General features: G+C 52.1%; 10 protein-coding genes and 1 riboswitch. Of the genes, 7 read left to right on the top strand and 3 right to left on the bottom strand.

What is annotated here, in order from left to right:
- Positions 1–2 precede the first annotated feature (2 nt).
- Both argB and argH read left to right on the top strand, forming a co-directional pair.
- On the top strand, positions 3–776 hold the full coding sequence (gene argB / locus N0B36_RS20360) for an acetylglutamate kinase (protein WP_016155288.1): 774 nt from the start codon (positions 3–5) through the stop codon (positions 774–776).
- A 116-nt stretch (positions 777–892) separates the two neighbouring features.
- Positions 893–2,266 carry an argininosuccinate lyase gene (gene argH / locus N0B36_RS20365; protein WP_047497608.1) on the top strand — a complete coding sequence of 458 codons (1,374 nt, stop codon included), beginning with the start codon at positions 893–895 and terminating at the stop codon, positions 2,264–2,266.
- Positions 2,267–2,330: 64 nt separating this feature from the next.
- Here argH and N0B36_RS20375 read toward each other — a convergent pair whose 3' ends face one another.
- A complete protein-coding gene (locus N0B36_RS20375; RefSeq protein ID WP_311044826.1) occupies positions 2,331–4,502 on the bottom strand; it encodes a ricin-type beta-trefoil lectin domain protein in 2,172 nt (723 codons plus the stop codon).
- A gap of 482 nt (positions 4,503–4,984) precedes the next feature.
- Here N0B36_RS20375 and oxyR point away from each other — a divergent pair, with 482 nt between their 5' ends.
- Positions 4,985–5,902 carry a DNA-binding transcriptional regulator OxyR gene (gene oxyR / locus N0B36_RS20380; RefSeq protein WP_003028858.1) on the top strand — a complete coding sequence of 306 codons (918 nt, stop codon included), beginning with the start codon at positions 4,985–4,987 and terminating at the stop codon, positions 5,900–5,902.
- Here the strand turns inward: oxyR and sthA are convergent.
- Positions 5,885–7,285 carry a Si-specific NAD(P)(+) transhydrogenase gene (gene sthA / locus N0B36_RS20385; RefSeq protein ID WP_016155291.1) on the bottom strand — a complete coding sequence of 467 codons (1,401 nt, stop codon included), beginning with the start codon at positions 7,283–7,285 and terminating at the stop codon, positions 5,885–5,887. The genes oxyR and sthA overlap by 18 nt on opposite strands.
- 191 nt (positions 7,286–7,476) lie before the next feature.
- On the opposite strand from sthA, the gene fabR reads away from it, so the two are divergent.
- Both fabR and N0B36_RS20395 read left to right on the top strand, forming a co-directional pair.
- Positions 7,477–8,112, top strand: a complete 636-nt coding sequence (gene fabR, locus N0B36_RS20390) for an HTH-type transcriptional repressor FabR (RefSeq protein WP_003028862.1) — start codon at positions 7,477–7,479, stop codon at positions 8,110–8,112.
- A gap of 15 nt (positions 8,113–8,127) precedes the next feature.
- Positions 8,128–8,487: a YijD family membrane protein gene (locus N0B36_RS20395; RefSeq protein WP_016155292.1), complete on the top strand. Its 360-nt coding sequence runs from the start codon at positions 8,128–8,130 to the stop codon at positions 8,485–8,487.
- Between the two features lie 45 nt (positions 8,488–8,532).
- Here N0B36_RS20395 and trmA read toward each other — a convergent pair whose 3' ends face one another.
- Entirely contained in the window at positions 8,533–9,633 is a 1,101-nt protein-coding gene (trmA, locus tag N0B36_RS20400) for a tRNA (uridine(54)-C5)-methyltransferase TrmA (RefSeq protein WP_259688909.1), read from the bottom strand.
- A gap of 115 nt (positions 9,634–9,748) precedes the next feature.
- Positions 9,749–9,936, top strand: a riboswitch (cobalamin riboswitch).
- 64 nt (positions 9,937–10,000) lie between these two features.
- Between trmA and btuB the strand changes: the two genes are divergently transcribed.
- Both btuB and murI read left to right on the top strand, forming a co-directional pair.
- Entirely contained in the window at positions 10,001–11,839 is a 1,839-nt protein-coding gene (gene btuB / locus N0B36_RS20405; protein WP_200103060.1) for a TonB-dependent vitamin B12 receptor BtuB, read from the top strand.
- Positions 11,784–12,635, top strand: coding sequence for a glutamate racemase (gene murI / locus N0B36_RS20410; protein ID WP_016157938.1), 852 nt, complete (start codon positions 11,784–11,786; stop codon positions 12,633–12,635). Before btuB ends, murI begins: the two co-directional genes overlap by 56 nt.
- Positions 12,636–12,914 lie beyond the last annotated feature (279 nt).

Genomic DNA, 12,914 nt, shown 5'->3' on the forward strand with positions numbered 1-12,914 from the left:
CGATGAATCCATTAATTATCAAGCTGGGCGGCGTTTTACTGGATAGCGAAGAGGCGCTGGAGCGTCTGTTTACCGCACTGGTGAATTATCGTGAGTCGCATCAGCGACCGCTGGTCATTGTGCACGGTGGCGGCTGCGTGGTTGACGATCTGATGAAGCAGCTGAACCTGCCGGTGAAAAAGAAAAATGGTCTGCGCGTCACGCCAGCCGATCAAATTGACATTATTACCGGCGCCCTGGCGGGAACAGCGAATAAAACCTTACTGGCCTGGGCGAAAAAGCACCACATCGCATCTGTGGGTCTGTATCTTGGTGATGGCGACAGCGTAAAAGTGACGCCGCTCGATAAAGCGCTGGGTCATGTTGGACTGGCGCAGCCGGGTTCGCCTAAGCTGATTAACACACTGCTGGAAGGCGGTTTTCTGCCGGTAGTTAGCTCCATTGGCGTTACTGAAGACGGACTGCTGATGAACGTTAATGCCGATCAGGCGGCAACGGCGCTGGCGGCAACGCTGGGTGCGGATTTGATCCTGCTCTCTGACGTAAGCGGTATTCTGGATGGTAAAGGCCAGCGTATTGCCGAAATGACCGCCGCGAAAGCGGAACAACTGATTGAACAAGGTATTATTACTGACGGCATGATCGTGAAGGTCAATGCGGCGCTGGATGCCGCGCGCACGCTGGGTCGCCCTGTGGATATTGCCTCCTGGCGTCATGCCGAGCAACTTCCGGCGCTGTTTAACGGCATGCCAATTGGCACGCGGATTTTAGCGTAAACTATTTTGTACCCGATGGCGGTTATGCCTTATCGGGCCTACGTGAATCGAACCTGTACGCCGGATAAGCTAAGCGCCATCCGGCGTTGAAATTCAAGATATTAAGGAAGCAAGTTATGGCACTTTGGGGTGGGCGTTTTACACAGGCAGCAGATCAGCGGTTCAAACAGTTCAACGACTCGTTGCGTTTTGACTACCGCCTGGCAGAACAGGATATTGTCGGCTCTGTGGCCTGGTCTAAAGCGCTGGTAACGGTCGGCGTACTGACTGCCGATGAACAACTGCAATTGGAAGAGGCGCTGAACACTCTGTTGGAAGAGGTTCGCGTTAATCCGCAGCAGATCCTGCAAAGCGATGCTGAAGATATTCATAGCTGGGTGGAAGGTAAGCTGATTGATAAAGTCGGCCAGCTTGGTAAAAAACTGCATACCGGACGTAGCCGTAATGACCAGGTCGCGACCGATCTTAAACTGTGGTGTAAAGACACGGTTATTGAATTACTGTCGGCCAACCGTCAGTTGCAAAGTGCGCTGGTGGTGACGGCAGAGAATAACCAGGACGCCGTCATGCCGGGTTACACCCACCTGCAACGTGCGCAGCCGGTGACGTTTGCTCATTGGTGTCTGGCCTATGTCGAAATGTTGGCGCGTGACGAGAGCCGTCTGCAGGATTCGCTCAAGCGCCTGGACGTCAGTCCACTGGGCTGCGGCGCGCTGGCGGGTACGGCGTATGAAATCGATCGCGAGCAGCTGGCCGGTTGGCTGGGCTTTTCCTCGGCGACGCGTAACAGTCTGGACAGTGTTTCTGACCGTGACCACGTGCTGGAGTTACTCTCCAACGCTTCTATCGGCATGGTGCACCTGTCGCGTTTTGCTGAAGACCTGATTTTCTTTAATACCGGCGAAGCGGGCTTTGTCGAGCTGTCCGATCGTGTAACTTCGGGTTCATCTCTGATGCCGCAGAAGAAAAACCCGGATGCGCTGGAGCTGATCCGTGGCAAATGCGGTCGCGTGCAGGGTGCGCTGACCGGCATGATGATGACCTTAAAAGGTCTCCCGTTGGCATACAACAAAGATATGCAAGAAGACAAAGAAGGGCTGTTCGATGCGCTCGACACCTGGCTGGACTGTCTGCATATGGCTGCGCTGGTGCTGGATGGCATTCAGGTGAAACGTCCGCGTTGTCAGGAAGCGGCGCAGCAGGGTTATGCTAACGCCACCGAGTTGGCGGATTATCTGGTAGCAAAAGGCGTCCCGTTCCGCGAAGCACACCATATTGTGGGTGAGACGGTGGTCGAGGCGATTCGTCAGGGCAAACCGCTGGAAGCGCTGTCGCTTGCTGACTTACAAAAGTTCAGTCAGGTGATTGGCGAGGACGTTTATCCGATCCTCTCGTTGCAATCGTGCCTGGATAAACGTGCGGCGAAAGGCGGTGTGTCGCCTCAGCAGGTGGCGCAGGCGATCGACTACGCGAAGGCGCGTCTGATTTAACGTCGGTAATAAAAGAGGCCATCCCGAGGGATGGCCTTGTCATGTTTCTATCCTGGATAGCAGTTTACGGACGATAAATCTCAAATTCCTGCGCGACGTTATTGTCGGTGCAGGTACTTAAGGTGACATAACCGTCGTTACCCACCGTCATACAACGTTGCGTGCCTTCCTTCTGTGAGACGAACTTGTTCTTTTGCCAGGTCCATGTCTGATTTTTGTTGGTATCAGTCGGGGTGTGGCAGGTGTAAGAAATAATATTTCTGCCTTCAACATTATAACCGTTTTGAATATCCAGGCAGCTCTGGCTATTGCCAATTACCAGATGTTCACGGGCATCAAATTTAAAGGTCTGGTTGTTGGAGCCGGAGCAGGCATAGGTGAACAAACGATCGCCATTCCGGATTTGACCGTTTTTGACATCCAGGCAGAGGTTGTTTTTCCGTGATTTATAAACACCGGTGACGACCTCTTTTTCATCTGCGTGAGTAAACGGCGCAAATACCTGGCTGTATGCGTACATCGGTGCCTGCTGTGCGGTCATGCCGCTGTGCTCCGGGCTGACCTGCTTCGCCACGCCCGGCTGATCGCGTGCCATTGACCACGCGCCAATCATGCCGAGGTTGCGTTTTTTCGCATCTTCCATTACCAGTTTCGCATCGGACAGATAGAACACTTCGCCCTGTACATCGTTGTAACCGATCATCGGGGTGGTGCCCATCATGGCGTTGATCTCTTTGTCAGATTTCTCTGGCCAGATTTTCTTCAACTGGGTGAACATGTTGTCGATAGCGGATGTGGCGCATTTACCGTGAATGTTCTGCCCTTCGGTGCCGTCTGACTGGCAGACGGCGTTACCGTAGTCCATGGTCATCACGTTAATACCAGCCAGCTCAACGCCGGCATGGCGCGCATTTTCCAGTACATACAGACCTTCAGCCGTCAGACCGGTCGGCAGAATTGGCAGGGTGTACCAGATACCGACTTTGCGACCTTCCTCTTTCCACTGAGCCTGAACCTCTTTTACTGCCTGGTTGCGGCGATCGATGGAATCCTGATCGGCCACCCATGTGCCTTCGATATCAAAATCCAGCACGTTCAGGTTCATGTTATCAACAATGTCGTAGTAGAGTTTTTGCAGGTCTTTAACATTCTTACAGGCAGCTGCCAGCGGGGAGTTATTCGCTCCGCCAATGGAAACCATCACATCGCCACCGGCTTCACGCAGCGCTTTTATTTTGCTGTACTGTGAGTAATCCTGCAGATTATAGGCCGTGCCCCAGGTTGGGATGCACTGCTCGCCGCTTTTCGCGACGACAAACGCCATGGTGAAGTGGGTAATATTTTGCTCTTTCGCCAGTTTTGCCAGATCCGGAATGCTGTTCAGGCTAAAGTCGACGTATGGTGCATAAACGTGGGCAGGCCACGGATTTTTCGGCGTCCCTACGCGCTCTTTGGTGCCTGCCCAGTTGGTATAAATCGCCCACGGGTTGTTATCATCCGGCATAACGCCTTTGACTTTCGTCTGAGCGACATAAGGTATCCCTTTGTACACCGCCAGTTTGCCAGCTTCGTAAAGCGCAATAGAGTTGATCTGTGGGGCATTATTAAATTGTTCCTGGGTGAATTCGACCGTTGGGCCTAACGGTTTCCACGGACGGCCATTGGTGCCGGTCGGGTTCTGGTTACCTGCAATAGAAGGATTTTCGCCAACGGTATAGTACAGCGCTTCATAAGACTGGTCGTCAACTTTGACCTCATCCCCTTTGTTATAAACCTGGCTGGAACTCCAGTCGGGTACTGGCGTATAGAGTTTCCACGGGTTGTCGGCACCTGGGGTGAAGGAATAAGCCGGAATGGGCCTGGACGCTTCATATGTCACATCCTGATAAGCGACAATATCATCTTTGGCATAATCTTTTTCTGCGCTGAATGCGTCGTGGGCAACAGGCGTGGCGCTCCCGGATTCACAAGTGGTTGGGTTGCCATATTGATCGATTTCCGCTTTTGTGGCATCGCGCAAATAACTCCACGGATTATCCCAGTTTTCAGCGGAGGCGCCCTGTGGGCAATTATCGGCATTTACATACCAGCGGTTACTATAAACTTTACTGTCAAAAATAACTTCAATGGTGTTTCCACCTGACTGACCGCTCCAGGCTTCCAGGGCGAATGCGTTTGCGGCGCACGACATCAGGCCTGCCGCGAGAAAATATCGCGAAATAGTATTGAGTTTCATAAAAGATTCCATTCGATAAATATTAGAAAAATATGGGTGAATGTACTCTAAATAATTAGAGTGGCGAAGAAACGAGTGTTCTTGCGATTTGCCATATATTGAATATCGCGCGGTTATTATTTATGAACCTGACAGGGCGTCAAATATATAAATGATACAAAATGTTTTTGATTATTTTAATTTAATATGATTTTCATTTAAATAATCGAATGGAAATATGTAATTTATATTTTGTATATATTTTTTTGAATGTATTCGCGCCGGGCGCAAAAAAAATGCGGACTCAAGGTCCGCAAAAGTTCACGTTGGCTTTAGTTATTTCGAGTATGAGAGAAACTCTCAAAACGGACAGTAGCTTCAAGGGTTAAAGGGGTACCGTTCCGTTTCTGTGGTGCATTATTAAACAGAAAGCTTGATAGGGATAATCGTTCGTTGCTATTCTACCTATCGCTACGAACTATCGTGGCGATGGAGGATGAATAATGAATATTCGTGATCTTGAATACCTGGTGGCGCTAGCCGAACATCGTCACTTCCGACGAGCGGCAGACTCCTGTCACGTTAGTCAGCCAACGCTGAGCGGACAGATCCGCAAGCTGGAAGATGAGCTTGGTGTCATGCTGCTGGAGCGTACGAGTCGCAAAGTGCTGTTCACTCAGGCAGGTTTACTGCTGGTGGATCAGGCGCGCACCGTGCTGCGCGAGGTCAAAGTGCTCAAGGAGATGGCAAGCCAACAAGGCGAGACAATGTCTGGACCGCTGCATATTGGTTTGATCCCAACGGTGGGGCCATACCTGCTGCCGCATATTATTCCTATGTTGCACCAGACCTTCCCAAAACTGGAAATGTATCTCCATGAGGCGCAGACGCATCAGCTGTTGGCGCAACTGGATAGCGGTAAGCTCGACTGCGTCATTCTGGCGCTGGTGAAAGAGAGTGAGGCGTTCATCGAAGTACCGTTATTTGATGAGCCTATGCTGCTGGCGATCTATGAAGATCACCCATGGGCAAACCGCGACTGTGTGCCGATGTCCGATCTGGCGGGTGAGAAACTGCTGATGCTAGAGGATGGCCACTGCCTGCGCGATCAGGCGATGGGCTTCTGCTTTGAAGCGGGTGCTGATGAGGATACCCATTTCCGGGCGACCAGTCTGGAAACGCTGCGTAACATGGTGGCGGCAGGCAGCGGTATTACCTTACTGCCCGCGCTGGCCGTGCCGCCGGAGCGTAAGCGTGATGGCGTTGTCTATCTGCCCTGCATCAAGCCTGAACCGCGCCGTACGATTGGCCTGGTGTATCGTCCAGGTTCGCCGCTGCGCAGCCGTTATGAACAGCTGGCAGAGGCCATCCGTGGGTCAATGGATGGCCATTTCGACAGTGCGTTAAAACAGGCGGTTTAAGCCATTTAGCGCTGCTACCCGATAGGCTTCCGCCATGGTTGGGTAGTTAAAGGTGGTGTTAACGAAGTATTCGATGGTGTTACCACCACCTTTTTGCTCCATTATCGCCTGACCGATGTGAATAATTTCGGCCGCGCGTTCCCCAAAGCAGTGGATCCCCAGAATCTCTTTCGTTTCGCGATGGAACAGGATCTTCAGCGTTCCGACACTCATACCCACGATTTGCGCACGTGCCAGATGTTTAAACTGGGCGCGGCCAACCTCGTATGGAACTTTCATGGCCGTGAGCTGTTGCTCGGTTTTCCCGACGGAGCTGATTTCCGGAATGGTATAAATTCCGGTCGGGATATCTTCGATCAGATGCGCGGTAGCTTCGCCTTTTACCAATGCCTGGGCGGCAATGCGTCCCTGATCGTAGGCCGCCGATGCCAGACTCGGATAGCCGATCACATCTCCTACGGCATACACGTGCGGCAGCGCCGTCTGGTACATGCTGTTGACCTTCAACTGTCCGCGGCTGTCGGTTTTCAGCCCAATATTTTCCAGCGCCAGCGAATCGGTATTACCGGTACGGCCATTGGCGTACAACAGGCAGTCGGCTTTCAGTTTCTTACCGGATTTCAGATGCATGATGACGCCGTCATCGCAACCTTCAATCTTCTCATACTCTTCGTTGTGGCGAATGACCACACCGCTGTTCCAGAAGTGGTAAGAGAGCGAGTCGGACATCTCTTGATCGAGGAACGCAAGCAGACGATCGCGAGTGTTGATTAAATCGACTTTGACGTCCATTCCACGGAAGATCGACGCATATTCGCAGCCAATTACTCCCGCACCATAAATCAAAACATGGCGGGGTTCATGGTGCAGGCTCAGGATAGAGTCGCTGTCATAAACCCGGGGATGGGAAAAGTCGACATCCACCGGATGATAGGGGCGTGAACCACAGGCGATGATGAACTTATCCGCGGTCAGCGTTTCCACCGTGCCGTCGTGGCATTCAAGGGCGAGTGTGTGTTCATCAACAAAACGGGCATTTCCCTGCAAAATTTCACAGTGGTTGCGCTCGTAAAATCCTTGCCGCATACGCGTTTGCTGATTAATAACGTTATCAGCGTGGTTGAGAATATCGGCGAAAGAAGAACGAAGGAGTCGGGAGTGGTCGCTGTAAAGTGGGTTCTGATTGAATTCAATAATACGGCTGACGGCGTGGCGGAGGGCTTTCGACGGGATGGTCCCCCAGTGGGTACAGCCTCCGCCGACGTTATGATAGCGCTCAATCACCGCGACGCGCGCTCCTTGCTTAACCAGACCCATTGCAGCGCCTTCGCCGCCGGGACCGGAACCTATTACTATTGCATCGTAATCGTAGGAATGTGACATGGTCAGGCTTACCTGTTCTTATACATAAAAGCAACAGAATAGTAACATCGTTGTCGGGATAACCCAATTATCGTTGTGCTTTTTTGCGAACTCGAAGCACAAACTGCGCGTAAACAATCATTCACAAAGCCATGCCAACCGCCTAATCTCTGGTATAGTGCCAGCAAGGTATGTGGAAGGATTCAGACATCGTGATGGGCGTTAGAGCGCAACAAAAAGAAAAAACCCGGCGTTCGCTGGTAGAAGCCGCATTTAGTCAACTCAGCGCTGAGCGTAGTTTTGCCAGCCTCAGTTTACGCGAAGTCGCTCGTGAAGCGGGCATTGCGCCAACCTCGTTTTATCGCCATTTCCGTGATGTGGATGAACTCGGCCTGACGATGGTGGATGAGAGTGGTTTGATGCTGCGTCAGTTGATGCGTCAGGCGCGCCAGCGTATCGCGAAGGGCGGGAGTGTGATCCGCACCTCGGTCTCAACATTTATGGAGTTCATCGGCAACAATCCCAACGCCTTCCGTTTATTATTGCGCGAGCGTTCGGGAACCTCCGCGGCGTTTCGCGCAGCGGTCGCTCGTGAAATTCAGCACTTCATTGCGGAACTTGCGGACTATCTCGAACTCGAAAACCATATGCCTCGTGCGTTTACTGAAGCGCAGGCCGAAGCCATGGTCACCATTGTGTTCAGCGCCGGGGCAGAAGCACTGGATGTTGGCGCCGAGCAGCGTCGACAGCTGGAAGAACGGCTGGTATTGCAACTGCGCATGATCGCGAAGGGCGCATTTTATTGGTACCGCCGTGAACAAGAGAAGATGACGCATCACTCCGAGTAACGAGAAGGACGAGCAATGAAACAGTCAGGTCAAGATAAAGGTACGCTGCTGCTGGCGCTGGTTGCTGGCTTATCGATCAATGGTACATTTGCGGCGCTGTTTAGCTCCATTGTGCCATTCTCAGTATTCCCAATTATTTCGCTGGTGCTGACGGTTTATTGTCTGCATCAACGCTATCAAAACCGTACCATGCCTGTGGGGTTACCGGGCCTGGCCGCCGCCTGTTTTATTCTCGGCGTTCTGTTGTACAGCACTGTGGTACGCGCTGAATATCCGGATATTGGCTCTAACTTCTTCCCGGCGGTTCTGTCGGTGATTCTGGTGTTCTGGATCGGCTTTAAAGTGCGTAACCGTAGACAGGAAATCGTGGAGTAATATTTGTAGGCCGGGCAAGCGAAGCGCGCCCGGCCAGGACATCATTTACTTGGCGGTCAGTAATACTCCGCACTCCATATGGTGCGTATACGGGAACTGATCGAACAGAGCCAGGCGTGAAACATTGTGCGTCTGGCTTAACGTTTCCAGGTTCTTACACAATGTCTCCGGGTTACAGGAGATGTACAGAATTCGCGGGTACGCCTGCACCATTTTCTCTGTTTCGCTGTCCAGACCGCTGCGCGGTGGGTCAACGAAAATGGTTTCACACTGGTAACTCTTCAGATCGATTCCCTGCAAACGGTTGAACTCGCGAACCCCGTTCATCGCCTGAGTAAACTCTTCGGCCGCCATGCGGATAATTTGTACGTTATCAATATGGTTAGCCGCAATGTTGTATTGCGCTGCAGCCACGGACGGTTTAGCGATTTCAGTGGCCAGCACGCGGTTGAAGTTTTGTGCGAGGGCTAACGAGAAATTGCCATTGCCGCAGTACAGCTCAAGCAGGTCGCCTTTTGATCCCCTGGTGACATCAATCGCCCATTCCAGCATCCGAATATTCATGACGGCATTCGGCTGGGTGAAGCTGTTCTCAACCTGGCGGTAGATAATCTCTTTACCCGCAACCGGCAAGCGTTCGTCAATGTAATCCTGGTCCAGCTCGATTTTGGTTTTGGTTGCCCGGCCAATCAGATGCACGTTCAGGTTTTGCGCCCGTAACGCATCCCGCAGCGCTTCAGCTTCCTGACGCCATTCATCATCCAGCTTTTTATGGTACAGCATCGATACCACCGCCTGATCGCTCAGGGTAGTGAGGTAATCAATCTGGAACAGTTTGTGGCGCAGGACGTGGTTGTTGCGAACGCCGTCGATCATTGCCGTCATCAGCGTGTTGATAAGCTCGCTGGCCGCCGGGAAACTGTCGACGCGGATACGGCTTTTGGTCTGGCTGTCGAACATGATGTGGTACAAATCATCCCCGTCATGCCACAGACGAAATTCCGCGCGCATACGGTAGTGGCTGACCGGCGAGCGAAACACTTCCGGAGCCAGTGCATAAAATGGCGTCATTAAGCTCTGCAGACGCACTACTTTTTCAGCTAACTGGGCGTCGTACTGTTCTGTCGGAAGGTGTTCGGGGGTCATGATGCGTCCTGAAAAATAAAAGTACGCGGGGATTGTAGGGATTGCTCAACAGATGTCCAGTCATTGATGATTTCCGATATTGTGATGCGCGGTCTGGACACCAGGTTGTAACAAACTGTAGCATCCGTTTTCCGGTCCTGTGAGTTAAAAGGGAATCCAGTGTGAATCTGGAGCTGACGCGCAGCGGTAAGGAAGGTAGGAGATGAGCGCACCAGGTGCAGACACTGCGGCTTGCCGTGGGAAGTCATCATCTCTTTAAGTTGCCTCCAAGCCCGAAGACCTGCCGGCTAACGTCGCATCTGGTTTTCATCATCGCGTAATATCGGTGGGACCTGCGGCATCCTTCTTATATTGTGGATGCTTTACAATGATTAAAAAATCGTTGCTGTGCACGGCGCTGTCCGTCACAGCATTTTCGGGTTGGGCGCAGGACACTAGCCCAGATACTCTCGTCGTCACTGCCAACCGTTTTCAGCAGCCTCGTAGCGCTGTACTTGCCCCTATCACCGTTGTTACGCGTCAGGATATCGATCGCTGGCAATCCACTTCCGTCAATGATGTGCTTCGCCGCCTGCCGGGCGTGGATATCGCCCAATACGGTGGTATGGGACAAAATTCGTCTATTTCTATCCGCGGCACCAATGCCAGCCATGTGCTGGTGTTGATTGACGGCGTGCGTCTGAACCTGGCAGGGGTTAGCGGCGCAGCCGATCTTAGCCAGTTCCCAGTCTCGTTAGTGCAACGTATCGAATACATTCGTGGGCCGCGTTCGGCGGTTTATGGTTCTGATGCGATTGGCGGTGTGGTGAATATCATTACCACGCGTGAAAAGTCGGGGACGGAACTCACTGCCGGTGTGGGGAGCAATGGGTATCAGAATTATGATGTCTCAACCCAACAACAGCTTGGTGAAAATACTCGCGTCACATTAATGGGCGATTATGCCTATACCAAAGGTTTTGATGTTGTCGCATACGGTAGCACTGGCTCTCAGGCTCAGCCCGACAAAGACGGTTTCTTAAGTAAGACGCTGTATGGCGCGCTGGAACATAACTTTTCCGATACATGGAGCGGGTTTGTTCGCGGCTACGGCTATGATAACCGAACAGATTATGACGCGTATTATTATCCTGGGACGCCGTTAGTGGATACCCGTCAGCTCTATAGCCAAAGCTGGGATGCCGGGCTGCGCTTTAATGGCGAGCTTATCCAGTCACAACTGGTTTCCAGCTATAGCCATAGTAAAGATTACAACTATGATCCGGATTATGGTCGCTATGACTCCTCGGCCACACTGGATGATATGAAGCAATATAATGTTCAGTGGTCCAACAGTATGGTGCTTGGTCACGGTAACGTAGGCGCAGGCGTTGACTGGCAAAAGCAAACCACGACGCCTGGCACCGGGTATGTCACGGACGGTTACGATCAGCGTAATACGGGTCTCTACCTGACCGGGTTGCAGCAACTGGGCGACTTTACCTTTGAAGGTGCGGCGCGCAGTGATGATAACTCCGAATTTGGCCGTCATGGCACATGGCAGACCAGCGCCGGATGGGAGTTTATTGAAGGCTATCGCTTTATTGCCTCCTACGGTACATCTTACAAAGCGCCTAATCTCGGACAGTTGCATGGTTATTACGGCAATTCGAACCTGGATCCTGAACAAAGTAAGCAATGGGAAGGGGCGTTTGAAGGCTTAACGGCGGGCGTGAACTGGCGTGTATCCGGATATCGTAATGATATTGACGACATGATCGATTACGACCCGCATACCGAGAAATACTTTAACGAAGGTAAAGTTCGTATTAAAGGTGTGGAAGCGACCGCAAACTTTGATACCGGGCCGTTGGCACATACGCTGAGCTACGATTATGTCGATTCGCGCAATGCGATTACGGACAAGCCGCTCGCACGCCGTTCTAAAAACCAGGTGAAGTACCAGCTCGACTGGCAGGTTTATGATTTTGACTGGGGCCTGACGTATCATTACCTGGGAACGCGTTATGACACTGACTACGTAACCTACCAGCCGGTAAAAATGGGTGGGGTTAGCCTGTGGGATCTTGGCGTGTCATATCCAATCACCTCACAGCTGACAGTTCGTGGTAAAATCGCCAACCTGTTCGATAAAGATTACGAGACAGTTTATGGCTACGCAACTGCAGGACGGGAATACACCTTGTCTGGCAGCTACACTTTCTGATCCGCGCCCCACTGTGCTGGTGTTTGATTCCGGCGTCGGTGGGTTGTCGGTCTATGACGAGATCCGGCGTCTTCTGCCGGATCTCCACTATATATACGCTTTCGACAACGTCGCCTTTCCTTATGGAGAGAAGAGCGAGGAGTTTATCGTCGAACGTGTTGTTGAGATTGTGACTGCGGTCCAGCAGCGCTATCCCCTCTCTCTTGCGGTTATCGCGTGTAATACAGCAAGCACGGTATCACTCCCTGCATTACGTGAGAAATTTGCCTTTCCGGTTGTGGGCGTGGTGCCTGCTATTAAACCGGCGGCGCGACTCACGGCGAATGGTGTGGTGGGACTGCTGGCTACGCGTGCAACGGTGAAGCGTTCATATACCCATGAGTTGATTGCACGGTTTGCTAACGAATGTCAGATAGCGATGCTGGGTTCCGCTGAGCTGGTGGAACTGGCTGAAGCGAAGCTGCATGGTGAAACCGTTTCTCTGGAAGAACTGCGTCGTGTCCTGCGCCCTTGGCTGCGGATGTCGGAACCACCTGACACGGTGGTGCTCGGATGCACCCATTTCCCTCTATTACGGGAAGAACTTTTACAGGTCCTGCCCGAGGGGACGCGGCTGGTGGATTCTGGTGCCGCGATTGCGCGTCGTACGGCCTGGTTATTAGAACATGAAGCGCCAGACGCGAAATCAACTGATGAGAATGTCGCATTCTGCATGGCAATGACGGCAGAAGCCGAACAATTATTGCCCGTGCTGCAGCGTTATGGCTTTAAGACGCTCGAAAAACTGGCTGTTTAGGCTGTTTTGGTGGAAAAGTAGGCACTCGGAAGATTATTTTAAATTTCCCCTTGTCAGCCTGAAATAACTCCCTATAATGCGCCTCCACTGACACGGAACAACGGATTACAAACCGCCGGGTCAGCGGGGTTCCACTGAGAATCTCGCAGAGAAAAGCAAAAATAAATGCTTGACTCTGAATGAGGAAAACGTAATATACGGGACCTCGCGACAGAGCGCTAAAGCGCGTCGCAACTGCTCTTTAACAATTTATCAGACAATCTGTGTGGGCACTCGAAG

The sequence above is a fragment of the Citrobacter sp. XY323 genome (genome assembly GCF_025106035.1).
In the GTDB taxonomy this organism is placed as follows: Bacteria; Pseudomonadota; Gammaproteobacteria; order Enterobacterales; family Enterobacteriaceae; genus Citrobacter; species Citrobacter braakii.